The organism is Marinobacterium sp. MBR-111, assembly GCF_040547585.1.
GTDB lineage: Bacteria > Pseudomonadota > Gammaproteobacteria > Pseudomonadales > Balneatricaceae > Marinobacterium > Marinobacterium iners.
Genome location: NZ_JBEPQA010000001.1, coordinates 195,766 through 220,932, shown reverse-complemented (window position 1 = coordinate 220,932; position 25,167 = coordinate 195,766). Strand labels below are relative to the sequence as shown.

Annotated in this window: 26 protein-coding genes; 19 read left to right on the top strand and 7 right to left on the bottom strand. The window is 54.8% G+C overall.

Translation table 11 applies throughout. The features are described 5' to 3' along the window. Positions 1-48 precede the first annotated feature (48 nt). Entirely contained in the window at positions 49-762 is a 714-nt protein-coding gene (locus tag ABIE61_RS01035) for a transglutaminase-like cysteine peptidase (RefSeq protein WP_354406038.1), read from the top strand. After that, complete coding sequence (locus ABIE61_RS01030; RefSeq protein ID WP_206834407.1) at positions 762-2,705, top strand: bifunctional diguanylate cyclase/phosphodiesterase; 1,944 nt, start codon at positions 762-764, stop codon at positions 2,703-2,705. The genes ABIE61_RS01035 and ABIE61_RS01030 overlap by 1 nt, the downstream gene beginning before the upstream one ends. Before the next feature lie 3 nt (positions 2,706-2,708). On the opposite strand, the gene trxC is transcribed toward ABIE61_RS01030, so the two are convergent. The 3 genes from trxC to tusA all read right to left on the bottom strand — a co-directional run bounded on the left by trxC (position 2,709) and on the right by tusA (position 4,024). After that, complete coding sequence (trxC, locus tag ABIE61_RS01025) at positions 2,709-3,143, bottom strand: thioredoxin TrxC (protein WP_354406036.1); 435 nt, start codon at positions 3,141-3,143, stop codon at positions 2,709-2,711. A gap of 65 nt (positions 3,144-3,208) precedes the next feature. Continuing rightward, on the bottom strand, positions 3,209-3,778 hold the full coding sequence (locus tag ABIE61_RS01020) for a ProQ/FINO family protein (protein ID WP_354406034.1): 570 nt from the start codon (positions 3,776-3,778) through the stop codon (positions 3,209-3,211). Next, the gene (gene tusA, locus ABIE61_RS01015; protein WP_091823220.1) at positions 3,779-4,024 is read right to left on the bottom strand and encodes a sulfurtransferase TusA; all 246 of its coding nucleotides are present in this window, start codon (positions 4,022-4,024) and stop codon (positions 3,779-3,781) included. It abuts the gene before it with no gap. 134 nt (positions 4,025-4,158) lie between these two features. Here tusA and ABIE61_RS01010 point away from each other — a divergent pair, with 134 nt between their 5' ends. After that, positions 4,159-4,440: an antibiotic biosynthesis monooxygenase family protein gene (locus ABIE61_RS01010; protein ID WP_091823223.1), complete on the top strand. Its 282-nt coding sequence runs from the start codon at positions 4,159-4,161 to the stop codon at positions 4,438-4,440. Between the two features lie 6 nt (positions 4,441-4,446). On the opposite strand, the gene rlmM is transcribed toward ABIE61_RS01010, so the two are convergent. After that, complete coding sequence (gene rlmM, locus ABIE61_RS01005; RefSeq protein WP_354406033.1) at positions 4,447-5,520, bottom strand: 23S rRNA (cytidine(2498)-2'-O)-methyltransferase RlmM; 1,074 nt, start codon at positions 5,518-5,520, stop codon at positions 4,447-4,449. A 400-nt stretch (positions 5,521-5,920) separates the two neighbouring features. Here rlmM and ccoN point away from each other — a divergent pair, with 400 nt between their 5' ends. The 14 genes from ccoN (at position 5,921) to queE (ending at position 19,330) form a co-directional block, all read left to right on the top strand. Continuing rightward, the gene (gene ccoN / locus ABIE61_RS01000; protein WP_091823228.1) at positions 5,921-7,351 is read left to right on the top strand and encodes a cytochrome-c oxidase, cbb3-type subunit I; all 1,431 of its coding nucleotides are present in this window, start codon (positions 5,921-5,923) and stop codon (positions 7,349-7,351) included. A 22-nt stretch (positions 7,352-7,373) separates the two neighbouring features. Next, positions 7,374-7,994, top strand: coding sequence for a cytochrome-c oxidase, cbb3-type subunit II (gene ccoO / locus ABIE61_RS00995; RefSeq protein ID WP_354406031.1), 621 nt, complete (start codon positions 7,374-7,376; stop codon positions 7,992-7,994). Between the two features lie 6 nt (positions 7,995-8,000). Then, positions 8,001-8,207, top strand: coding sequence for a cbb3-type cytochrome oxidase subunit 3 (locus ABIE61_RS00990; protein ID WP_206834414.1), 207 nt, complete (start codon positions 8,001-8,003; stop codon positions 8,205-8,207). Then, the gene (gene ccoP / locus ABIE61_RS00985; protein ID WP_354406028.1) at positions 8,204-9,100 is read left to right on the top strand and encodes a cytochrome-c oxidase, cbb3-type subunit III; all 897 of its coding nucleotides are present in this window, start codon (positions 8,204-8,206) and stop codon (positions 9,098-9,100) included. The genes ABIE61_RS00990 and ccoP overlap by 4 nt, the downstream gene beginning before the upstream one ends. Positions 9,101-9,233: 133 nt before the next feature. Further along, positions 9,234-10,658 (top strand): cytochrome c oxidase accessory protein CcoG, encoded by a 1,425-nt coding sequence (gene ccoG, locus ABIE61_RS00980; RefSeq protein ID WP_354406027.1) that lies wholly within the window; start codon positions 9,234-9,236, stop codon positions 10,656-10,658. Positions 10,659-10,728: 70 nt separating this feature from the next. Continuing rightward, positions 10,729-11,244 carry a FixH family protein gene (locus ABIE61_RS00975; RefSeq protein WP_354406026.1) on the top strand — a complete coding sequence of 172 codons (516 nt, stop codon included), beginning with the start codon at positions 10,729-10,731 and terminating at the stop codon, positions 11,242-11,244. Between the two features lie 7 nt (positions 11,245-11,251). Then, positions 11,252-13,714 carry a heavy metal translocating P-type ATPase gene (locus ABIE61_RS00970; RefSeq protein WP_354406024.1) on the top strand — a complete coding sequence of 821 codons (2,463 nt, stop codon included), beginning with the start codon at positions 11,252-11,254 and terminating at the stop codon, positions 13,712-13,714. Next, complete coding sequence (gene ccoS / locus ABIE61_RS00965; protein WP_354406023.1) at positions 13,714-13,929, top strand: cbb3-type cytochrome oxidase assembly protein CcoS; 216 nt, start codon at positions 13,714-13,716, stop codon at positions 13,927-13,929. The genes ABIE61_RS00970 and ccoS overlap by 1 nt, the downstream gene beginning before the upstream one ends. A 2-nt stretch (positions 13,930-13,931) precedes the next feature. Continuing rightward, complete coding sequence (locus tag ABIE61_RS00960) at positions 13,932-14,600, top strand: sulfite exporter TauE/SafE family protein (RefSeq protein WP_091823250.1); 669 nt, start codon at positions 13,932-13,934, stop codon at positions 14,598-14,600. 69 nt (positions 14,601-14,669) lie between these two features. Next, positions 14,670-16,061: an oxygen-independent coproporphyrinogen III oxidase gene (gene hemN, locus ABIE61_RS00955; protein WP_354406021.1), complete on the top strand. Its 1,392-nt coding sequence runs from the start codon at positions 14,670-14,672 to the stop codon at positions 16,059-16,061. A gap of 106 nt (positions 16,062-16,167) precedes the next feature. Then, complete coding sequence (gene fnr / locus ABIE61_RS00950; RefSeq protein WP_091823256.1) at positions 16,168-16,944, top strand: fumarate/nitrate reduction transcriptional regulator Fnr; 777 nt, start codon at positions 16,168-16,170, stop codon at positions 16,942-16,944. Positions 16,945-17,174: 230 nt separating this feature from the next. Next, complete coding sequence (locus ABIE61_RS00945; RefSeq protein ID WP_091823258.1) at positions 17,175-17,717, top strand: adenine phosphoribosyltransferase; 543 nt, start codon at positions 17,175-17,177, stop codon at positions 17,715-17,717. 79 nt (positions 17,718-17,796) lie between these two features. Next, entirely contained in the window at positions 17,797-18,711 is a 915-nt protein-coding gene (locus tag ABIE61_RS00940) for a recombination-associated protein RdgC (protein WP_354406019.1), read from the top strand. Further along, positions 18,698-19,330, top strand: a complete 633-nt coding sequence (gene queE / locus ABIE61_RS00935) for a 7-carboxy-7-deazaguanine synthase (RefSeq protein ID WP_354406017.1) — start codon at positions 18,698-18,700, stop codon at positions 19,328-19,330. Before ABIE61_RS00940 ends, queE begins: the two co-directional genes overlap by 14 nt. 3 nt (positions 19,331-19,333) lie before the next feature. Here the strand turns inward: queE and ABIE61_RS00930 are convergent, their stop codons facing one another. Continuing rightward, a complete protein-coding gene (locus ABIE61_RS00930; protein ID WP_354406016.1) occupies positions 19,334-20,212 on the bottom strand; it encodes a bile acid:sodium symporter family protein in 879 nt (292 codons plus the stop codon). Between the two features lie 345 nt (positions 20,213-20,557). Here ABIE61_RS00930 and ABIE61_RS00925 point away from each other — a divergent pair, with 345 nt between their 5' ends. Continuing rightward, positions 20,558-21,727: a cation diffusion facilitator family transporter gene (locus ABIE61_RS00925; RefSeq protein ID WP_354406015.1), complete on the top strand. Its 1,170-nt coding sequence runs from the start codon at positions 20,558-20,560 to the stop codon at positions 21,725-21,727. 81 nt (positions 21,728-21,808) lie between these two features. On the opposite strand, the gene gor is transcribed toward ABIE61_RS00925, so the two are convergent. Next, positions 21,809-23,164 (bottom strand): glutathione-disulfide reductase, encoded by a 1,356-nt coding sequence (gene gor / locus ABIE61_RS00920; protein WP_354406014.1) that lies wholly within the window; start codon positions 23,162-23,164, stop codon positions 21,809-21,811. A 177-nt stretch (positions 23,165-23,341) separates the two neighbouring features. Here gor and xthA point away from each other — a divergent pair, with 177 nt between their 5' ends. Next, the gene (xthA, locus tag ABIE61_RS00915; RefSeq protein ID WP_206834431.1) at positions 23,342-24,157 is read left to right on the top strand and encodes an exodeoxyribonuclease III; all 816 of its coding nucleotides are present in this window, start codon (positions 23,342-23,344) and stop codon (positions 24,155-24,157) included. A gap of 9 nt (positions 24,158-24,166) precedes the next feature. On the opposite strand, the gene ABIE61_RS00910 is transcribed toward xthA, so the two are convergent. After that, positions 24,167-25,105, bottom strand: coding sequence for a universal stress protein (locus ABIE61_RS00910; RefSeq protein WP_354406012.1), 939 nt, complete (start codon positions 25,103-25,105; stop codon positions 24,167-24,169). Positions 25,106-25,167: the final 62 nt, after the last annotated feature.

Here is a 25,167-nt window from a genome sequence, read left to right as displayed (position 1 = left end):
GTTTTTCAACCATCATGAACTGATAAGACCATTAATGGGAAGCCCCGTTTGAGCAACATCCTCATGTGCCTGCGCAGACCCGGACGCTGTCTGTATCGGTGCTGCGTTGCAGCCCTGTTCGCCGGTCTCACACTGCTAGCCACTGCCGACCAGCCCCAACTGCTTTCAGATGCCAGCATTGAAGGCTACCGTGAGCTGTATGGAGAACAGGCAGCACGCAGGCTGACGGCCTGGCAAAACCTGATACGCGAAGGCAACCAGTTGAGCGAACCGGAGAAACTGGAACGGGTTAACCGATTTTTCAATCAGGTGCGTTTTTTGGATGATATTGCTCACTGGGGTAAGGAGGACTATTGGGCTACGCCGGTAGAGTTCCTGATCAGCAATGGCGGTGACTGCGAGGATTTTTCAATCGCCAAGTACTACACACTGAGGGTGATGGGTGTCGCTGAAGAGCGTTTGAGCCTGAGCTACGTCAAGGCCCTTGAGCTGAACCAGGCACATATGGTGCTGACCTACTACTCCAGCCCCACGGCCATGCCGCTGGTACTGGACAATCTGATCAACTCGATTCGCCCGGCCAATGAGCGCCCAGACCTGCTGCACGTCTATACTTTCAACGGTGAAAGCCTCTGGCTCAGCAAGAAAGGCCAGCGAGCCGAGCTGGTGGGTACATCCGATCGCCTCAAGCCATGGGTACAACTGCAGTCACGCATGGAAAACAACCGGGTCAACATTCAACAGTCGCAGGAGCGCCAATAATGTCCCTTACCAACCAACTGATCGCTGCCGTATTCACCGTATTGCTGGGGCTGGTTCTGGGCACCGTATACCTCCTTTCGGACAGCTCGCGCGACACACTGGTACGCCAGCTCGAATCGCATGCCGAAGATGGCGCCACTCATCTCGGACTGTACCTCGCACCTTATATGCAGCAATCCGACAGCGCGACCATCGCAACCGCCGTCAATGCCATTTTCGATAGTGGCTTCTACCAGCAGATTGAAGTGACCGGAAAGGATGGCTCGGTTCTGTATAGCAAGAGCTACAATCCGGAAGCCGCAGTCAATGCTCCGGATTGGTTCATCAGCATGATGCGCATCACGCCGCCCGCCATGTCTCGCGCCATCGCCTATCAATGGCAACAGGTCGGTGAGATCCATGTGCGCAGCCGTGCTGGATATGCCTATGAGCGACTGTGGGCCGGGGTGCGCGATACGATGCTGCTGTTCAGCGTACTCGCTCTGGTTTCTGCACTGCTCCTGACACTGCTGCTGCGCTTTATCATGCGCCCTCTACACGGGGTGGAGCATCAGGCAATGGCACTTGCCCGGCGCGAATATATCGAACAACCTGACCTTCCACGAACCCGCGAACTGCGACGCGTTGTGATCGCCATGAACCTGATGGTGAAGCAGGTACAACACATGTTCGAGGAACAGAACCGAAATATTGAGGCCCTTCGCAGCACAGCCTACCGTGACAGCCTCACAGGCTTGAATAATCGTCGCGCCCTGCTGGCCCAGATTCAGGAGCATCTGGAATACCGCCAGGACTTTGGCCCCGCATCACTACTGTTGTTCCACCTGAGAGACCTGCAGCAGGTTAACCGTGATCTCGGTGAAGATGCCGCCAACCATCTGATCAAGGCATGTGCCAGCATGATCGAAGACCTTGGACAATCCACGGGGCTCAGTATCACCGGCCGACTCGGTGGCGCTGACCTGGTACTACTGGCAAGACAGCGCAACTTCGATGACTGGCAACGCCGCCTGCAACCCGGCCTGATGCAGATCAACACTCTGTATGAACAGCTCAGCAAGAAGGACGCGACACCCTCGATACTGTGCATTGGCATCGCCTCCGGTCATGACCACTGTTCACCTGAGCAGCTGATGTCACAGGCGCGCCTGGCTGTTAACGAAGCCGAGGCAGGTCATGATGCAGTGGTGCACTATCACGCACGCCAGAGCCAGCATACCTGGTCCGAGCAGTGGCAGTCTCACGTGGCCAATGCAATTAACAATGAGCAAATCTTCCTGCAACATCAGATCCTTAAGTCAACCAAGCAGGAAGCGATTCATGCAGAGGTGTTTGCCCGCATTCTGAACCTCGATAATGAACCTTGCAGCGCCGGCGAATTCATCAGCGTAGCGCTGGATCTCGGCCTGATGGAACGAATTGATCGCGCCATCGTCAGACAGGCTCTGAATTACCTGAGCCACAACCCAGGCGCACCCGCACTCAGTCTCAACCTGGCAAACCAGACACTGGAACACCCGCCCTTTGTGCCCTGGTTGCTTGAGCAACTCAGCGCCAGCTCACACCGAGGACGGCTCAACATTGAAATTAACGAGACCGCAATTCTGGCACATCAGGAATCGATTCTATCCCTGCGTCGTTCAGTACAGCAGCTCGGGGTCAGCTTTGGCGTGGACAACTTCGGTACACACCCAAACGGCTTCAGTTACCTCTATGCATTGAGACCCGACTACCTCAAGATTGATGGTTCACTGATTCGACAGCTGGATCACAGCGAGGAGGATCGTTTCTTTGTCAGTAGCCTGATAAGCGTAGCGCACAGTTTGGAAATAAAGGCCTACGCCGAGCATGTAGAGCGCCCAATGCAGCAGCAGTTGCTGGAAGAGATGCAAATCGATGGCACTCAGGGCTATCTGTATGGCGCTCCGACTCCGCTCCCTTGACGGTCAGAGATGCTGGCGTACCCAGCGGACCAGGCTGACCTGGTCCATGGCACCTGCCTGCCGCGCCACCTCCTGTCCGCCCTGCAGTAGCAATAGCGTTGGAATACTGCGGATCTGGTAGCGTGCCGACAGGTTTTGACACTGCTCGGTATTGATCTTGACCAGACGACATGCAGGCTCCAGCTCGGCAGCCGCACGCTCGAATACCGGTGCCATCATCTTGCAGGGACCGCACCATGATGCCCAGAAATCAACCAGAACCGGCAGGTCCGTATTGGCCTGAACACGAGCAAAAGCGGTTTCATCGAGCTCAAGCGGAGTAGCCATGAACAGCGGTTGGTGACAGCGACCACAGGCAGGTTTCTGTGTGAGCCTGGAAGCGGGAATGCGATTTGTTGCCAAACAGGAGGGGCAGGAAATATGAAGAGAGTCAGACATGGATTGGCCTCCAAAATATTAAAATTGTCTAATAATCTGGAGGCAACACATCGCTATTTCAAGTATTAACGACCCTTGAGGTTAACCAACGCCTCAAGTTTCCGGCTAAGGCGGTCGTCCTTTTGCTGTTTGCGCGCTTCCTGTTCCTTCATCCGCTCCTGTTTTTGCCGCTCCTTGCGCTCAGCCTGAATCTCTTTCAGGCGTGCCGCCGCATGCTCAGCTTCTGCAGCCGTCACGCTGCCTGCCATTTCACCAGCCAGGTCGACACGATCAACCCCTTCCTTCACGCTGCGCAGGTAATGGATCGAACGCACATAAGTTGCCAGCGCACGCTTGATTCTGTTGCGAGCCAGTTTGTCATCAGCGATCAAGTCCTCCTGAATACCGATCTTGAGCGGTCGAACGTTGTCACGACTGAAAGTCTGCGGGTAGGCTTCGATCAGTTGTTCCAGAGCCGCCTGATTGGCTGCCCTGTTCTTGGAGCGATTCTTGCTGTTGGCCGTCTGATTCACTGTTTCACTCTCTGTTGTCCGGGGTCCCATCCGACTGCCCTGCTGCTCTGCAGCCGACAGCCTTTGATCACACTCCTGCAGCAGAGACTCTATCTGTTGCTGCAGATGATTCAGTTCTGACACTCAGCCAGCCCCTTTGCGAATTAAATATTCGAAACTATGCATATCCACTACCCGCTGCTTTACGAGCTCATGTCCGAGAAAAGCGCAGAACTTTGGTATGTCGCGCTGGGTAGATGGATCTGTGGCCAACACCCTCAGCAACTCTCCTGCCTGCATCTCCCGCACCTTGTTGTGAAGCATCATTACCGGCTCAGGACACAGCAGGCCGCTGGCATCCAGCAGGTGGTCAGCAACAGGGTCACTCATGGATTACAACTACCTTGAATTACAAAGCGCTATTGTCGCAAATTAAATCCGGGCGCGGAACCGCTCATACAGGCTTGCGCACGCCTTGGAAGCGATTATCCTGATATAAACACCATCTCTCAAGGAGTCATGCCATGATTCGTGTTCTGATTGAGCGCCACGTCGCCGATGAACTGGAACTTCATTACGACCGGGTAGCACGTGAAACCCTGCAGAAAGCCATGCACGTCCCCGGCTTCATCTCTGGCGAGGCACTGCATAATGTTGACAGCCCCAACCACCGACTGATTCTGGCCACCTATCGCAGTGAAAACGATTGGCTGCAGTGGTACCACTCGGAAGAGCGCCGCGAAATGATGGAGCAGATCGCCCTCATGCTGGAGGGCGAAGAGAAGATTACGGTATTTGCTCACTAAAGCCTCTCAGGGTTCCAGTGACAGCCAGCAGGTGATCTCTTCTCTATCGTGGTAGAGCTGCCGCGCCTGCAGTCGGAACCCGATACCTGCATTGGCCAGGGAGTCGCGCAGATAGCCAAGGCAGCTTTCAGTTTCAGCAAAACGTTGCTTCATCGGTAGCTTGAGGTTGAAAATTGCATGCCGGCACCAACCGTTTTCGGCCCAGTGCAACACCAACTCGGTCACGCGCGCTGGCTTGTCAACAATGTCGCATACCATCCAGTCAACCGGCTTGGGTGGCACAAAGGTAAATGCATCTTCACGCCGGTGTTCAACCTGCCCACTCTCCATCAAATCAGGGTTCATTGGGCCATTGTCGACAGCAATGACAAACATGTTCTGCTTCACCAGCTGCCATGTCCACCCTCCGGGGGCCGCGCCTAAATCGACCGCTCTCAACCCTCCACCAAGCAGCTCATCCTGCCGCTGTGCCGGTATAAAGTAGCGCCAGGCTTCTTCCAGCTTGAGCGTTGAGCGACTAGGAGCCTGCTGAGGAAACTTCAGCCGGAGAATACCCATAGACCAGGGTGAACTGTTACCTATCGGTGCGGCGCCAAGCCAGAGCGTACGGCCATCAAGCACCAACATATGCAAGCGCCAGTCGGCACGACGCTTGCGCTCAAGCAGAATCGACTCACGTCGCAACGCCTGCGACAGGGCTGAGCCAAATTTGCGCGCAAAGCTCTGCAACTCACGCCCTTCAGTGGTATCCACCACTTCAGCAACCAGCTCACTTGCAACAGGCAGGCTACCGGCACAGGCCAGAATCGGCGTAATGCGATCATCCGCAGGAAGCTGCTCGAACAGTGGTAAAGCCGCAAACCACTGTCGAGTGAAAATCAGGTCGCGAAAACGCAGCCGCTGAATCGCATCTGTCGCACCATCGGGTTGCTGACAGTGAAATACCACATAGGCCTGCCCCGTTTCGAAACGTGGATAGCCATAAATACCCATGTCAGAAAGACGAGTGGAAATTTCAGCTGCGCACTCCTTCTCGAATCCGGCACGGCAATACAGTACCAGCGTATTGAATTCACTCATTACTTTCTCCTGACTCGGTGGGCGCACTATAGTAATCCTTTAGTCTGATAACAACAGAAGCCATCGCACAGTGGCATGGAAAATGACCTCAAAAAAAGCGCTTGATCCATATCAAGCAAAAGATCAAATCAACACTCGAGTTCAGCGAAAGACCATTGAAAACCGTGCTTCTGAAGCATAAACCGCTTTACCACGACAGCACACAAAACCAATTACCAAATTAAATTCAAACAGTTACAAAAAACCGTCTTTTTTGATCGGGTATATAATGAAGATAAATGCCCCCTGCGACAATAAACCACAGTTAAAGGTTCCATCGCATTGAAATGGCGTGGGTATTCCCAGATAATTGCGGGTGGAACTCTTCTTACTACTATTAGCTTGTTGATGAGAGCCTGACATGAGCACTGCAACTGAACACCCGACTTACAACTACAAAGTCGTGCGCCAGTTCGCCATCATGACGGTGGTCTGGGGCATCGTCGGTATGGGCGTCGGCGTTTTGATCGCCGCCCAGCTGGTGTGGCCTGCACTGAACTTTGATATTCCCTGGTTGACCTACGGACGTATTCGTCCGTTACACACCAACGCGGTAATCTTCGCGTTTGGTGGCTGTGCACTTTTTGCCACTTCCTACTATGTGGTGCAGCGCACCTGTCAGACCCGTCTTTTTTCGGACGGCCTGGCTGCGTTCACTTTCTGGGGCTGGCAGGTAGTGATTCTGGCAGCTGCTGTTACCCTCCCGCTGGGTCTGACCTCCGCCAAGGAGTATGCAGAACTGGAGTGGCCGATCGATATCCTGATCGCCGTGGTTTGGGTCAGCTATGCCATCGTCTTCCTGGGCACTGTCAAGAACCGCAAGACGTCTCACATTTATGTGGGTAACTGGTTCTACATGGCGTTCATCATCACCGTTGCGGTGCTGCATATCGTCAACAGCATGGCGATGCCGGTATCCCTGACCAAATCATACTCCATGTATCCGGGTACCGTGGATGCGATGGTTCAGTGGTGGTATGGCCACAACGCGGTAGGTTTCTTCCTGACTGCAGGCTTCCTGGGCATGATGTACTACTTCGTACCCAAGCAGGCCGAGCGTCCGATCTACTCTTACCGTCTGTCCATTGTTCACTTCTGGGCGCTGATCGCGACCTACATGTGGGCCGGTGGTCACCACCTGCACTACTCTGCCCTGCCTGACTGGACTCAGTCTGTTGGCATGGTCATGTCACTGATCCTGTTGGCTCCCTCTTGGGGCGGCATGATCAACGGCATGATGACCCTGTCCGGCGCCTGGCACAAACTGCGTACCGACCCGGTACTGCGCTTCCTGGTGGTATCTCTGTCCTTCTATGGTATGTCTACCTTCGAAGGCCCGATGATGTCCATCAAGACCGTCAACGCCCTGTCACACAACACTGACTGGACCGTTGGCCACGTACATGCTGGCGCTCTGGGTTGGGTTGCGATGATTTCCATTGGTGCCGTGTACCACATGATCCCGAAACTGTTCGGTAAGGCTCAGATGTACTCTGTTGGCCTGATCAACACACACTTCTGGCTCGCAACCATCGGTACCGTGCTGTACATCTGCTCCATGTGGGTTAACGGTATCCTGCAGGGTCTGATGTGGCGTGCAGTTAACGAAGACGGCACTCTGACCTACAGCTTCGTCGAAGCGCTTGAAGCCAGCCACCCGGGTTACCTGGTGCGTTGGATCGGTGGCATGTTCTTCCTGACCGGTATGCTGCTGATGGCCTTCAACGTTTGGCAGACCGTTCGCAGCGGCAGCTCCGTCAAGGCAGCTGAACCCTCTGCGCAAGCGGCCTGATTGAGACGAGGAGCAGAAGAAAATGATCAAACACGAAACGATTGAAAAGAACATCGGCCTCATGATCCTGCTGATCATTATCGTGATCAGCGGCGGCGGCCTGGCGGAGATCGTTCCGCTGTTCTTCCAGAGCTCTACCACCAAGCCGATTGATGGTCTGCGTACCTATTCGGCTCTGGAGCTTGAAGGCCGTGACATCTACATCCGTGAAGGCTGTCACGTCTGCCACACTCAGATGATTCGCCCGTTCCGTGCTGAAACCGAGCGTTACGGTCACTACTCCACCGCTGACGAACACGTATGGGAACACCCGTTCCTGTGGGGCTCCAAGCGTACCGGTCCTGATCTGGCCCGCGTAGGTGGACGTTACTCTGATGACTGGCAGCGCGCGCACCTCTACAACCCGCGTGATGTGGTTCCTGAATCAAAAATGCCCTCCTACCCCTGGCTGTTTGAAAACCGTCTGAGTGGCAAGGAAACGGCAGCGAAGATGGAAACTCTGCGCAAGCTGGGGGTACCGTATACAGATGAACAGATCAGCGCTTCCCGTGAAGAAGTAGCAGGTAAACCCGAGATTGACGCTCTGGTCGCCTACCTGCAGTCACTGGGTAAAACACACTCTGTTTACACCAACAAGCGGTAATTTTCAGTGAGTTACGAGGTTTATGGTCCTTACATACCGGTCATAATGCTGATCACCTTCATCGGCCTTTTCATCTGGGTTCTCCTGCCGGGGAACAAGAAAAGGTTCGATGAAGCCTCCCAGCTTCCTTTTGCTGATGAAGAACAGCACAAGAAAAGCGAAGAGGAGCAGGGCCGACCGGAAGAGACCCATAACAGGAGAGACGACAAATGAGTGCTTTCTGGAGCGCGTGGGTAACAGTCATCACCCTGGCCGTTATTTTCGGCTGTACATGGCTGCTGCTGGCTACCCGCAAAAGCGAAAAATTCAAGGAAACGACCGAGAACACCCTGGGTCACGAGTTCGACGGTATCGAAGAATATGACAACCCCCTGCCGCAGTGGTGGTTTTACATGTTCGTCGCAACCGTGATCTTTGGCCTTGGCTACCTTCTGCTTTACCCGGGTCTTGGTAACTTCAAAGGCCTGCTGGGCTGGACTTCCCACGGTCAGTGGGAAGAAGAGATGCAGCATGCCGAAGAGGTATACGCCCCGGTGTTCGCCAAGTATGCCGCTCTTTCCATTGAAGAGTTGCAGAAGCCGGAGAACGAAGGCGGTCTCAAGATGGGACAGCGCATGTTTGCCAACAACTGTTCCGTTTGTCATGGCGCTGCCGGCACCGGTGCGGTTGGCTTCCCCAACCTGACCGACAATGATTGGCTCTGGGGTGGCAACCCTGACCAGATCAAACACACCATCACTCAGGGTCGTAACGGCGGCATGCCTGCATGGGCCGATGTACTGGGTGAAGACGGTGTGCGTGACGTGGCCAGCTATGTCATGACTCTGAGCGGCAAGGAAGCCGTGGCCGGTACTGATGTGACCAACGGACAGAAACAGTTCCAGGCTCTGTGTACTGCCTGCCATGGCGCTGAGGGCAAGGGCATGCACGCTTTGGGTGCTCCCAACCTGACTGATGACACTTGGCTCTACGGTGGCAACTTTACTCAGATTGCTCACACAATCCGTGTGGGTCGATTTGGGGTGATGCCTGCTCAGAAAGATCTTCTGTCTGAAGACAAGATCCACCTGATCACAGCATACGTCTACAGCCTGTCCAATAAATAAGCACTGGACAAGCACCAAAAAAAGGCGACATGATTCAAGTCATGTCGCCTTTTTTATTAGCGGCTTAGTATAATATTCGACGCTCCTAATGGAGCGCATGGACCTGTCGACACAACCAGCAGTAGGTACTGGCATGAATCAGATACCGGTAAAGGACGTAACCCCGAGCAAAAAAGGCAAAAAAGAGGCCGAATCCTATAACCTCTATGCCAAGCGGGAACACATTTACGTCAAGTATTACAAAGGCTTCTTCAAAAACTTCCGTACCATCTCCGGTTTCATCATGCTGGCGATGTTTTACGGCGCCTCTTGGCTTCAATACGATGGCCGACAGGCCATCCTGTTTGATCTGCCCAACCGGCAATTTCATATTTTCGGCATGACTTTTTGGCCCCAGGATTTCATGCTGCTCTCCTGGCTGCTGATTATTCTGGCTTTTACTCTGTTTTTCGTAACAGTCTTTGCAGGGCGCCTCTGGTGCGGTTATGCCTGTCCCCAGTTTGTCTGGACCTGGCTCTTTATCTGGGCCGAGCGTATCACCGAAGGCGACCGCAACAAGCGCATGCGGCTTGATAAACAACCCATGTGCGCTGAAAAGTTCCTGCGTAAGAGCGCCAAGCATGCCATCTGGATTATCATCGCCGTCGCCTCGGCTATAGCATTTGTCGGTTATTTTTCTCCAATCCGTGAGTTGGTACCCGATGTTTTAGCGTGGAATTTGGGGCCATGGGAAACCTGGTGGCTGGCGTTCTTAAGCGTAGCTACCTATGGTAACGCTGGCTGGCTGCGTGAGCAGGTATGTATCTACATGTGCCCCTATGCCCGCTTCCAAAGCGTCATGTTCGACCAGGATACCCTTATTATCTCCTACGATGAAAAGCGTGGAGAACCTCGTGGCAGCCGCAAAAAAGGGGTCGACAAGGAAGCGGCAGGCCTGGGCGACTGTATCGACTGCTATGCCTGCGTTCACGTCTGCCCAGTCGGTATTGATATACGTGACGGTCTGCAGTACGAATGCGTGGCCTGTGGTGCCTGCGTTGATGCCTGCGATGACATGATGGAGCGTGTCGGCTATGAACCCGGGCTTGTACGCTACACCACTGAACACGCCTTGAACGGCAACACAACCAAACTGTTGCGCCCCCGTCTGATCGGTTACTTTGTTGCACTGATGGTGATGTTTGGTGCCTTCATCTGGGCCATCGGAGACCGCGTTCCGCTTGAAGTTGACGTGATCCGTGATCGTGGCCAGCTGTACACCACTACCCCGTCCGGCATGATCGAGAACGTTTTCACACTCAAGATCGCCAACAAGGAGCAGATAGACCACAGCTACCGCATCAAAATTGATGGTCCGGAAGGACTGAACATGATCTCGGCAGATACTGTGACAGTAGAGGCTGGAGAGCTTCTGACATACCCTGTCAGGGTTCAAATAGAGCCAGATCAGCTGAATCAGGCCAACACTCCTTTCAGCTTTACTGTTGAAGCCGCTGAAGATCCTTCAATTCATATTGAAACTGAAAGCCGTTTCCTGGGTCCCACTCCACAGCGATAGTGCCTCATTCGGCTTAATTAGGTTAGAATAACGGCCGGTTCATTCCGGCCGTTTCCATTCAAGGAGTGTCATGAATACACACGCAACTCCCCCCGCCCCCTGGTACAAGCAGCCCTGGCTCTGGTTTATTTTGGCGCCACTGATTGCGGTGTTCATCTATGCTTCATTTTTCATGTACATTGCAGTAACCACCAGCGACGGCATTGTTAAGGAAGACTATTACAAGGTCGCCCGCGGAATGAATATCGACACGTCCAAATCTGATGCAGCAAGCAGACTGGGACTTGAAGGCACCCTCAACTTTGATACCGTAACCGGTGATATCAATCTGCGCCTGAGTGGTATGCTGACAAGCTTCCCGCAGACTCTCAGTCTGAATATCATTCATCCAACCCATCAGAAATTTGACCAAATCCTGATTCTGAAAAGCGTTGATGGCAAAGGCATCTATTCCGGCAGCCTCACTGCAGGTCTGGTCGGAAAACGCTACCTTTCCCTGTCTCCTGCCGACGAAAGCTGGCAGCTGCGCCAGGAAATGGTACCGCCTTATTCTGAACTGATCAGCCTTACGCTCACTGCGCAATGAGCCAGCCATGACCGCACAGCAGCCCCCGGCGCGCACGCCCTGCTATCACTGTGGCCTGCCTGTTCCACGCGGCAGCCAGTACACTGTCAGCATTGAGGGCAAACAACGCTCCATGTGCTGCCCTGGCTGCCAGGCGGTTGCACAGACCATCGTAGATGGAGGGCTGGACAACTTCTATCGCCATCGCGACAGTCAGAGTGCGGACAGTGAGCTGATCCGCACCAACAGCGGTAGCCGGCGCAAGCAAGAGCTGGAGCTGTATGACAACCCCGAAGTGCAAAGCAGCTTTGTACATAACGCCGGGGACGATCAGCGTGAGGCTGTGTTGGTTATTGAGGGCATCACCTGTGCCGCCTGTGTCTGGCTGCTGGAAAAACACCTGACAAGCCAACCCGGTGTTACCGCTGCCAGTGTCAATATGACCACCCACCGTGCCCGTATCCGCTGGCACAGTGGAACCACACGTCTGAGCCACCTGCTGGCAGAAATTGATCGCCTGGGCTACCAGGGCCACCCCTATCAGCCCAACCGCGAAGAGCAGTTGCTTGAGCAAGAGCGTAAACGCGCCGTGCGCCGCCTTGGGGTGGCGGGTGTATGCATGGCTCAGACCATGATGCTCGCCGCAGCACTCTATGCCGGCGAACTCAGCCATTCCATGGACGCCCATATCATCACCCTGATGAACTGGGCATCCATGGTTCTGGCAACCCCCGTAGCGCTTTACTCTTCCGTGCCCTTCTATAAAGCAGCCTGGCGCGACTTGCAAACACGCAGCCTGAGCATGGACGTGCCAGTCGCATTGGCAATTTTGCTGGCCTTTTTTGCCAGTGTCTGGTCAACGGTTTCTGGCAGCGGCGATGTCTACTTCGAGTCAGTCACCATGTTCGCCTTTTTCCTGCTGGTCGGGCGTTTCATGGAAATGGCGGCCCGTCATCGAACCGGCAGGGCCGGCAACGCACTGCTTGATCTGCTGCCAACCAGTGCCATTCGCCTTGACGGCGATACCGAAACGCTTGTGCCCGCCACTCAACTGCGAACCGGAGACAGGGTCTTGGTCAAGTCGGGGCATACCATTCCGGCTGATGGCCGTGTTATCGAGGGGCGCAGTTCAGTGGACGAGTCGGCTCTGACCGGTGAGTACCTGCCCCAGTCACGAAGCACTGGCGAACTGGTCATCGGCGGCACTCTCAATATCGAGCACCCGCTTCAGATCGAAGTAACCGAGACGGGCAGTGAAAGCCGCCTGTCCGCCATTGTCCGCATGCTGGACCGGGCCCAGGCAGAGAAGCCGAGCGTTGCTCGCATAGCCGACCGTGTTGCCAGCCAGTTTGTGGCAGCCACGCTTTTGACGGCAGCAGCCGTGGCGGTATTCTGGTACTTTTATGACCCTGCACGCGCATTCTGGGTCACGCTGTCCGTGTTGGTCGTCACGTGCCCCTGCGCCCTTTCACTGGCAACGCCTACCGCCTTGACTGCTGCCACAGGCACTCTACGCCAGCGTGGCATGTTGATCAGTCGCGGGCACGTGCTGGAAAGCTTTGCCACGGCAACCCATATTATCTTCGACAAGACCGGTACATTGACCGAGGGCAACCTTAACATTGAGGAGATATGTCCTGTCAGCACACTCGACAGCCAAACACTGTTGAGTATTGCCGCCGCACTCGAAAGCCGTTCCGAACATCCTATTGCCCGTGCCTTTCGTGCCCACGCTGTTCAGGCCGCCACGGATGTACAGGTGCATGTTGGCCAAGGCCTTAGCGGTATGGTTGAGGGCAAGCGCTATCGAATTGGCAAACCCGGTTTTGCCTGCCCTGACGATACGCCTCAACAACCCAAAAGCAGCGGGTTGTGGTTATTGCTTGCAGATGCTGAACAACCACTGGGTTGGTTCCGGCTCGATGATCAGATTCGCCCCGAAGCCGCACAAACACTCACTGAACTGCGCGCACTTGGCCTGACGCCACTAATGCTCACCGGTGATGCCTCCGATGCTGCACAAAAGGTCGCCTCTCATCTTGGAATTGATCAAGTATTCAGCGGTATGAGCCCTGAACAGAAACTGGCACACTTGAACCAACTGAGCCAGCAGGGAGCTGAGATCATTATGGTGGGCGATGGTATCAATGATATCCCCGCACTGGCCGGTGCCCGCACTTCGGTTGCGATGGCCAGTGCAACCGATCTGGCCAAGACCAACGCTGATGCAGTCCTGATTGCCAACGACCTGATGCGATTGGCCGATTGTGTGCGCATGGCACGCAAGACACGCACCATTATCCGTGAGAACCTGAGCTGGGCGCTGCTTTACAACCTTCTTGCCCTGCCCGCTGCAGCCGCCGGTCTGGTGCCACCCTACTGGGCCGCGATCGGCATGTCCGCCAGCTCGCTGGTAGTGGTCGGCAATGCGATGCGACTGAGTCGCCGCCACGTCGCGGCTCAGTCAACCAATGAGGGAGCGGAACGTTAATGGATATTGTTATCCTGTTAATACCCATCGCGATCATTCTGGCAGGTTTTGCGATATGGGCATTCTTTTGGAGTGTGAACAGTGGTCAATTTGATGACCTTGAGTCACCGGCTCATCGTATCCTCTATGATGATGATGAAGACCTTATTCCCGAGGATGCACGACAGAAAAAGGATAATCCCGAGCCGGAAGATCAGGATCAGGATACCCGTTGAGCATGCCTGAACCCGCCCTTCTTGCTTCCGCCCTGTTGTTTGGCCTCGCCGGCAGCACTCACTGTATCGGAATGTGCGGCGGAATCGCCGGCAGCCTGGCCATGAGCGGCGGTGAGCGAGTCCTTCGCTTTCAACTGGCCTACAATCTTGGTCGCCTGTTCAGTTATGCCCTTGCGGGTGCTCTGATCGGTCAGCTGGGCCAGCTGTTTACTCAAACGGCTGAGCTTACATTGATTCTGCGTAGCGTTGCTGCGCTCATCATGGTTGTGATGGGTTTATACATTGCCGGCTGGTGGCAGGGCGCGGCCTATCTGGAACGAGCCGGAGGTGTTGTTTGGCGCCGGTTACAGCCTTTCACCCACACCCTGCTACCCGCCGACACCCTGCCCAAGGCGCTGCTTCTGGGCGCACTCTGGGGTTGGTTGCCGTGCGGTCTGGTCTATACGACTCTGCTCTGGGCCGGTACGGTGAGCAACAACAGCCTCACCAGTGCGAGCCTGATGCTGGTATTCGGTGCAGGTACTTTACCTGCTCTGCTCACATCGGCGCTCCTGGCACGCCAATTGAAACAGTTATTGCAACGCAGTGGCGTAAGACAGGGGGCGGGGCTTTTGGTAATTCTGTTTGGTCTGGCAACCCTGCCGTGGACCGGCCTGTTGCACCCACATTGATATCCATCAACAACCGCCCGGTCACTCTTCCCTATAATGCCCGACCGGCCAACAAATAGAGGTACTGAGGTGAACAACCAGACAACCATCAGTTGGGATATGGACTTGATCAAGCGTTATGACCTGTCCGGCCCCCGCTATACCTCGTACCCGACTGCGATCCAGTTCGATTCCGGCCTGAGCCCCGAGAAGTTGATCGAAACCGGGCGCTCCACAAGTGATCATCATGCACCCTTGTCACTGTATGTGCATATCCCTTTTTGTGCTCACGTTTGCTACTACTGCGCCTGTAACAAGGTGATCACCCGCAACCGCAAGAAAGCTCAGCCCTACCTTGATACTGTTTATAGTGAAATGGCAAAGCTGTCACAGTGGTACCGTGGAGACCGGCAGGTAAATCAGCTGCATTGGGGTGGTGGTACCCCGACGTTTATCAGCGATGATCAAATGCGTGAGCTGATGCAGGCACTGCGCAGCAATTTCAATTTGCGTGATGACGACAAGGGCGACTATTCAATTGAGATTGACCCGCGTGAAGCCAGTGACCAGACTCTGGAGGTTTTGCGCGAGATCGGCTTCAACCGTATCAGCCTTGGTGTACAGGATGTGGATGCACGGGTACAGGAAGCGGTCAATCGCGTCCAACCCACCGAGATGACCGCGCGCGTACTGCAACGCTCGCGTGAACTGGGATTCAAATCGATCAACATGGACCTGATCTACGGCCTGCCGCATCAAAGCGAAGAAAGCTTTGCCGATACCCTCGACACCGTCATTGCCATGAGCCCTGACCGCCTGTCAGTGTTCAACTATGCGCACCTGCCGGATCGATTCCGCTCACAGAAACACATTCGTGCTGAAGACTTGCCCAGCCCCGAGACCAAGCTCAACATACTGCAAAACAGTATCAATCGCCTGCTTGAGGCCGGTTACGTTTATATAGGCATGGACCATTTCGCCAAGCCCGATGATGAACTGGCCCTCGCCCAGGCGGAAGGCAAGCTTCATCGCAACTTTCAAGGTTACACCACCCATTCCGATTGTGACCTGGTTGCCATGGGCGTATCAGCCATCAGTCAGATTGGCGATGTCTATTATCAGAACGAGCATGATATTGCCGCCTACAGTCAGGCCGTTGCTCAGCAGCAACATGCCGTCAAGCGCGGTGTAACACTGAGCCGTGATGATCATATTCGCCGCTCGGTCATTACTGAGTTGATCTGTCAATTTGAACTGGATGTTGCGGCCGTCGAGCAGCGCTTTGATATTCAGTTTGGCGATTATTTCAATGCCGAGCAGGCTGAACTGCAGCAGTTCAGTACTGATGGCTTGATCGAGTTGTCATCCAGTCGCATTCGCGTGACTGCAGCAGGCCGCCTGCTGATAAGACGCATCTGTATGGCGTTCGATGCCTATATACCGAAACATGAAGCCACACGGAGTTTCTCGCGTATCATCTAAAGTCGAGGCCCGTTAACCGGGCCCGGCGCTTCACCCTCTGGGGTAAATGTTACATAATGCGGGAAAGCACTCGCAGCGTGACGAACCCAACAATAAGGATGACCCCATGGCCGACTGGAAATCTCAAGGAAAGCTTCACAGCCTGCAACAGGTCCATTGCAAGACCTGCAGCCTGAGCTCACTCTGTCTTCCGGTATCGCTTGACCTGACCGAGATCGACCGACTCGATGATATTATCGAGAAAAGCCGCCCGCTCAAGAAAGGTGAACACCTGTTCCATCAGGGTGAACCCTTCAGCTCCGTGTATGCCCTTCGGGCCGGCACAATCAAGAGCTACACGCTCACCAATGAGGGTGAAGAGCAGATCACCGGCTTTTATTTCCCGGGCGAACTGGTCGGCCTGAGTGGATTTGATGCCGAAACCTATCCCATGTCAGCCAAGGTACTGGAAACCACGACCGTCTGTGAGATCCCCTTTGAACGTCTGGATGAGCTTTCAGGCCAACTGCCCGAACTGCGCCGTCAGATGCTGCGCAGCATGAGCAAGGAACTGCGAGATGATCAGCAAATGATGCTGTTGCTGTCGAAGAAAAATGCAGAACAACGCGTGGCAACCTTTCTTCTCAAATTGTCTCAGCGCTTCAAGGCACGCGGGTACTCTGCATCCAACTTCCGTCTGTCGATGTCACGTAACGAGATCGGCAACTATCTGGGCCTGGCCGTGGAAACCGTCAGCCGCATTTTTACGCGCTTTCAAAAGATGGACCTGATGCAAGTGGACGGCAAGGAAGTGGAGCTGACCAACCTGGACGAAATGTATCGTTTGTCTGGCGAGGCACGCCAAGGTGAATGCTCCCAGCATCAGGAAAACCAGACCAGCTGACACCATGACGGGGAAGCTGCCAACATTATCAAGCCCATCCATGCGGTTGGCGGTTTATAACCGGGGACAGTATCTCGCCAATAAAAAAGGCATGGCTTCTTTCGAAGCCATGCCTCAAGTTGCACAATGAAGTAGCCATCTCAATGTGTAACCCAACGAAGCCATTACACCCTTAATCCGCCCTCGCAGCATTGAGTTATGTCAATTGAGCGCCTAACCGGGAGATATTTATGTCCTACGATGAGTTTTATGTGAAGTCTGTCATCCGTTCACTGCAGGACTGGCCCGAACCCGGTGTAACCTTTCGCGATGTAACTCCCATTTTCAAAGACCCCAAAGCGATGCGTATGGTGTCGGATGCATTCATCCAGCGTTATATCGACAGCGACATTACGCATATTGCCTGTATTGACGCCCGTGGCTTCCTGTTTGGCGCTATCCTGGCGCACCAGCTTAACCTGCCGCTGGTGCTGGTGCGCAAAAAAGGCAAGCTGCCGGGCGAAACCATTCATCAGGAATATACGCTGGAGTACGGTACCGCCGCAGTTGAAATGCAGATTGACTCGGTTGAGTCCGGTGATCGCGTACTTCTGTTCGATGACCTGATTGCTACCGGCGGCACCATTTTGGCCGCCTGCACCCTGATCAAGAAACTTGGCGCGGAGGTTATCGAGGCCGCCGCCCTGATCGATCTGCCGGATCTGCAGGGTTCCACCCGCATTCAGGAACTGGGCATCCCCGTCTACTCCCTGCTCGCCTACGAAGGCTGCTAAGCTTCCCATCTGATGCACCGGGTACGCCTGCCCGGTGCACACTGTTATACTTCACCCCTTTTGCACCTCTGGAGAGTCCATGCTCTGGTTCCGTAATGCCATTGTCTATCGCTTTGAACCCACCCCGGGGTTTACCCCTGAACACCTGAGCGAAGCCCTGTCAGAACATCCATTTACCCCCTGTAGCAGTCAGGAACTGAGTCGCAGCGGCTGGAGCGCACCAGTGAGCGAAGCTGACGAGATGCTGGTATTCAGCAGCAACGGCTTCATGCTGATCAACCTGCTGCAGGAAGAGCGCATTCTGCCCGGCAGCGTTGTACGCGAGGCATTGGATGAGCGTGTTGCCCTGATTGAAGCCGAGCAAAGTCGTAAGGTCTACCGCAAAGAGAAGCTGCAACTCAAGGATGAAGTCATTCTGGACCTGCTACCACGCAGCTTTACCCGTCGTCGCCGTACATACGCCCTGCTGATGCCACAGCAGGGCTGGCTGCTGGTGGATGCCTCCTCGCACAAGCGTGCAGAAGATCTGCTGAATCAGCTGCGCCAGGCGCTGGGATCACTCAAGGTACAGCTGGTGCAAACTCAAGTGCAGGCCGATAAGGTCATGACAGCCTGGGTACAGGGTGAAACCATGCCACAGGGCTGGGCACTGGAAGATGAATGTGAATTGCGTGACCCGATGACCGAGGGCAGCAAAATCAGCGTCAAGGGCCAGGAACTGCTGTGTGACGAGATTGCAGCACATATCAGTACCGGCATGCTGGTCAAGCGGTTGGCACTGGAATGGCAGCAGCAGATCCGGCTGGTCCTGCATGAAGACCTGAGCCTGCACCGCCTGCGCCTGTGCGATGAGTACCGTGATCAGCTCGAAGCCGACACGCCTGAAGAGGCACTCGCGGCCCGTGATACCGAACTGGCTCGCATGGGGCTGGAGTATGCCCGCCTGCTGCCTGAGCTGATCGCGGCGTTTGGGGGCGAGCATGTACAGCGTTAAGGAGATCTTTTATACGCTGCAGGGAGAAGGCGCTCAAGCAGGACGGGCTGCGGTATTCTGCCGTTTTGCCGGCTGCAACCTCTGGTCCGGTCGGGAACAGGATCGATCAAAAGCGATTTGTGACTTCTGCGACACGGACTTTGTCGGCGTCGATGGACAAAATGGTGGCAAGTTTGCCAGCGCGGCCGAGCTTGCACAGCGGGTTCGCTCGTTCTGGCCAGACGCCCCAGACGGCAAGCCCTACGTTGTCTGCACTGGTGGAGAGCCCGCCCTGCAGCTTGATTCAGATCTGATTGACGCTCTGCACGGCGAGGGCTTTGAGATTGCCATCGAAACCAACGGTACCTGCCCTCTGCCCGAAGGTATCGACTGGATCTGCGTCAGCCCCAAGGCCGGCAGCGAACTGGTTGTACACAGCGGTAACGAGCTGAAACTGGTCTACCCACAGCCACTGGCTCAACCCGAACGGTTCACTGAGATGCACTTTGACCATTTTTATCTGCAGCCAATGGATGGCCCTCTGCAAAGTACCAATATCCGCCGCTGCATCGACTACTGCATGATGCATCCACAGTGGAAACTGGGTCTGCAGACGCACAAGATCACCGGTATCGACTAATCATTAAATGCGCTGGCGCACCAGCACCAGATCACGGTTGCGCCAACCCACCAGCAGCAAGGCCGGCAATTGCATCAACACCCCGTAGATCAGCGCACTGGCAGACATTTCAGCACTCTGCAGCAAACCGCCCGTCACAAGCAAAGCCGTCCCCGCATTTTGAATTCCCATCTCAATGCTCAGGGTCACCTGCTGCGATGCCTGTAACCGCATCAGGCGAGCCAGCAAGTAGCCACTGCCCATTGCCAAAAGTGCCAACAGCAAAGCTGCAGGCCCTACAATGGCGACCAGAGCCGGCAAGCGTCCCCAGTTAGCCGCCACAATTCCTGTAACGACCACAACCATAAACGCCAACGACAGTATCTTTACAGGTCCTTTAACCCGATGACTGAAGCCAGGACTGCGGCCACTGACAAGCATGCCCAGTAACACCGGCAACAATGTCACCAGTACCAACTTCATCACCGACTCCAACACAGGAAAATCGGGCAGTACAGCGTCTCCCTGCCAATGACTCAGAGCCATCAACGTCAACAACGGCAGCGAAAAAGGCGTAATCAGGCTTGAAATGGCGGTTAGCGACACCGACAAAGCCGTGTCGCCCCGCGATAACAGAGTTAGCATGTTGGAGGTAGCGCCACCCGGTGCAAAGGTCAGTACCATCAAGCCAACGGCCAACAATGGCGGCAACTCTAGCGCCGTTACCAACATCAGCCCCAGGCAAGGCAGTAACAGCAGCTGTCCCAGCAACCCCACCAGCACAGCGCGGGGTGCCTTGAGCACACGCCGGAAGTCGTCAACCCTGAGCGTCATGCCAACCCCCAGCATGATGACAAACAGCGCCAGCGGCAAAAACCATTGGGTCATGACTGAGGTTTGCATTTTCGCTCCCGTGAAGGTCAAAATTCAAAGCAACATCTTAGGTTACTCTCGCCTCGAGGGACAATCGCTCACACAGATTTTACCGCCATCCCCCACTACCTCTGGGCTGGCCGGGTATACCCACATCTGCTGTGGATAACACTGTGAAAATTTGATTACCAAACGGCTTCAGCAGGCATATTCTCTTGCTCTTCTACAGATTGATTATTTTTTGATCAACTGTATTTATTCATTTATTATCAATATGTTACATAACGCAAGTGTTATTTTTAAGGCCTTTGCGCTGGTTCTGGCCGAGTGTTGCAGGTATCATCCCCCGCTGTCGGATGAGAGAGCTTCGGATTGATGCAAGAGCAACTGGACATACGCCGCAAGGCAGCCGAAAAAGTCACCATCATTGGTGCTGTTCTGGACACCGTACTCGGCATCCTTAAAATCCTGATTGGGGTCATCGCCAACTCCACGGCGCTGGTTGCGGACGGTATCCACTCATTGTCGGACCTGGTCACCGACTTCATGGTGGTCATCGTGTTGCGTCTGTCTCACCAGGCACCTGACGAAAACCACCCCTGGGGCCATGCGCGTTTTGAAACCGTCGGCACGGTTGCGCTCGGCGTGATTCTGGTAGGTGTCGGTGGCGTGATGGCCTATGACAGTCTGCAGCTTCTGTTCAGCGAGCAACCAACAATTCTGCCCAGCTGGCCGGCACTGATCGTTGCAGCACTTTCCATTGTCAGCAAGGAATGGATTTTCCAGTACACGTTCAAGGTAGGCAAGAAGCTGGACTCTGACCTGATCATTGCCAATGCCTGGCACAGTCGTACTGATGCCTTCTCATCCATCGTCGTACTGCTGGCTGTTGCGGGCGCCATGGCCGGCATCTGGTGGCTGGACGCCCTTGCAGCAGTACTGGTTGCGCTAATGGTCGGCAAGATTGGCTGGGACCTGGTCGCCAAAAGCATTACCGAACTGGTCGACACGGCTCTGCCGGAAGAAAAGGTTACCAAACTGCGCGAGCAGGTGCTGAGTGTTGACGGCGTAATCAATGTGCACAGCTTCAAAAGTCGTCGCATGGGTAGCCAAAGCCTGTTGGAAATGCACCTTCAGGTTGCTCCTCACCTCAGTGCGGCGGAAGGGCACTTCATCGGCGACAACGTGGTGTGTCAGCTGCAGAGCCGCTTCGATGATATCAGCCATATCATTTTCCATATCGATACCTACGATGATGAAGAATTCCATGACGAGGTATTTTGCCCTGTCATGCCAACACGGCCTGAAGTCAGCCAACATCTGGACGCTATCATCAGCCGTATTCTGGGTGAAAATCCCGACTACGAGCTGATCCTGTACTACCACCCTGAGTATATCGACCTGGACATCAAGGCTTCTGAGCAGTTCCACCAGCTTATGCTGCACACAGGCCTAACGGCGCGAGAGTTGCAGGAGCGTCTGCGTGAGCAACTGACCGGGTTGAACTGGTTTCGTACACTGCATCTTTGGCTGCCGCCACGATAGACAGCAGCGACTCCTCTCTGGCTGAGCAGAACGAAAAAGGCCGGGACTGATGCCCGGCCTCTTTTGCTGCTTAAGCCTGGATCACCTGACCGGCTCACGCATGGTGACAAACTCTTCCGCTGCCGTCGGGTGGATGCCAATGGTGCTGTCAAATACCGCCTTGGTTGCGCCTGCCTTGAGTGCCACACCGATACCCTGAATGATCTCACCGGCTTCTGCGCCCACCATGTGTACGCCAAGCACGCGATCGGTGTCAGCATCCACAATCATTTTCATCAAGGTGCGCTCGTCACTGCCGCTTAACGTGTGCTTGAGCGCACGAAACTCGGAGCGGAACACCTGAATATTGCTGTACTGCTCACGCGCCTGCTCTTCACTCAGACCAACCGTTCCGATATTGGGCTGACAGAATACGGCCGTGGGGATCAGGTCATAATCCACCTTGGGTGAACCCTTGGCATAGAGGCTTCGCACCAGCGCCATGCCTTCGGCCAACGCCACAGGGGTCAGCTGCACCCGGTCAATCACATCACCGATGGCATAGATCGACGGCACCGAGGTCTGAAACTGATCGTTGACGATTACGGCTCCGTTTTTTGCCTGTGCAACGCCCAGTGCTTCAAGCCCAAGCCCATCGGTATTGGGTACACGACCAGTGGCGTACAGTATCTGATCGGCTTCCAGGATACGCCCATCCGTCAGGCGGGCACTCAAGCGGCCGCTGGCCAACCGCTCAATCGACTCGATATTGGTATTGAAACTGAGGTTTACCCCCTTCTTCGCCACTTCCTGGGCTGTAAATTCTCGCACTTCCTGATCAAACCCGCGCAGAAACAGCTCACCGCGATAGATCAGCTCAGTACGCGCACCCAGGCCCGCAAATATGCCGGCAAACTCGACCGCAATGTAGCCTCCGCCAACGACGATCACATCCTCGGGGAACCGCTCCAGATCAAACACTTCGTTGGAGCTGATGACATGTTCCTTGCCTGACAGGTCCGGCACAAAGGGCCAGCCTCCGGTAGCCACCAGAATCCGCTCTGCAGTATAAGCCTTGCCGTTGACACTGACTTCATTAGCCCCAGTGATGCTGGCGCGGCCATCCATTAAGTCACAGCCGGCATTTTTGAGCAGATTGGTGTAGATCCCGTTAAGACGGGCAATCTCCTGCTTTTTGTTGTCTCGCAAAGTCGCCCAGTCAAATTGGACAGACTCCGCCTTCAAGCCGTAGCCCTCGGCTTCATGCAAGGACTCAGCATAATGTGACGCATAGACATAGAGTTTTTTCGGCACGCAGCCCACGTTAACGCAGGTACCACCAAGATAGCGATCTTCGGCTACAGCTACCCGAACTCCCATGCCGGCAGCCATCCGGCCAGCACGTACACCGCCAGACCCGGCGCCAATCACAAACAGGTCATAATCGAATTCTGCCACTGTGCTCTCCTTAACAATCCACTCGTTCATTAGAGACATTGTATCGGGCTGTAACACGATAGCCCAATAGAACTGCCGCCCCGCAGTAATAGCCAAAAACTATTGCATCGCACCCACCTGGCTGGCCGTTTCTGATAATATGATTCACCTGACCCGCAGCTTCCTTCAGGACAGAGCATGAAACTGATCTCTTTCAATACCAACGGTATTCGCGCACGCATGCACCAGCTTGAGCGATTGATCGAAAAGCATCAGCCGGATGTGATCGGCATTCAGGAAACCAAGGTAGCCGATGACCAGTTCCCGCGAGAGCAGATCGAGGCGATGGGATATCACGTTGTCTATCACGGTCAAAAGGGACATTACGGCGTGTGCCTGATTTCTCGTGAGCCTGCGATTAATGTTGAATACGGTTTTCCGGGGGATGAGCCTGATGCCCAGCGCCGCATGATCATGGCCGAGTTCAACTCGGCCAGCGGCAAGCCCATCAAGGTTCTTAACGGCTACTTCCCCCAGGGCGAGAACATTGCCCACGAGACAAAATTCCCGGCCAAGCGTCGTTTCTATGCTGATCTGCTGGCTTATCTGCAGTCCAGCTGCAACCCCGAGCAGCCGCTGGTGGTGATGGGTGATCTTAATATTTCGGCGGAAGACAAGGATATTGGTATCGGTGAAGTCAACCGCAAACGCTGGCTGAAAACCGGCAAAACCAGCTTCCAGCCGGTTGAGCGCGAGTGGCTTGACCAGCTTAAGCAGTGGGGCCTGGGTGACAGCTTCCGCATACTGCACCCGGAGGAGGACAACCTGTTCAGCTGGTTCGATTACCGCAGCCGTGGTTTTGACGACGATCCTCGTCGCGGCCTGCGCATTGACGCGATTATGGCCACGCCCGTATTGCTGGAGCGCTGTCGAGATGCCGGTATCGATTACGAGATACGAGGCATGGAAAAACCGTCCGACCATGCCCCTGTATGGGCCAGCTTCGAGATTTAGCCCTGCTGTCTAGAACTCTGTCACCGGGCAGTGAAAGCTGTCCGGTTTGACGATCATCAGGTCACAGCTGACCTGATCCAACAGACGCTCAGCAGAACTTCCCAGCAGCAGTCGATCGATAAAACCGCGCGCCAAAGACCCCATCACCAGCACATCGATTGACTGTTCATCGATCAGCTTCGGCAATACCTGATGAAACTCACCTTCCCTAAGGTGAACACAGGGGTCTCCGACCTCCAGTTGCAGTGGCGCAATAATTTCACCGATCCGCTGCCGGTGCTCTATTGCCACTTTTTTCTGCAGCTGCTCGTAATCCACAACCAGGTGCTCATCGAAAATGGCCGAGTGTGGCAGCGTATTGAATACGTGAATCACATGCAGTTCTCCCCCCAGCTGTGCCGCCAACCGTGTTGCATGGCTCAACAGCTTCTGATCCAGCTCAGCAGCTACATCATCAAGATGAAAAGGGTCGATGGCGGCTGCAATGCGAGGACGCTCAGGCCATTGACGTGTCTTGCTTAACAGCAGTGGTGTCGGGCACTGGCGCAGCAAACGCCAGTCAGACGCAGCCAGCAACTGGCTCAGCACCCTGGGATGAGGCTCCAACGCATGCAGCACCAGCTCGGGCTGGTAGCGCAGCGCCTTGCGTACCACGCCTTCAGCGCGATCCCGATCCCAGTAGACATCCGCCCCGGCCTCAATCTCCTGCTGTACCAGCTTGTCCATATGGGACTGCAGACCTTTTTCCACCTTTCTCAAGACGGACTGAATCGCATGCTGGCGCCCATCAGCGTCGAACAGATGATTGCTGTCCAATCCCGCCGAATAGACACAGGAAAACAGTTCAACCTGACTGTCGGGCGTCAGCAGACGCCGCATCTTCTGCAGCAGCTCGCCCCGGTGCTCATCTTCAGCAAGATTCACCAATAAACGCCTGAACTCACTCATGCCGGTCTCCTGTCAGAATTTTTCCCAGCATAGCCCGACTGAAGGAGCATGGAAACGACAGC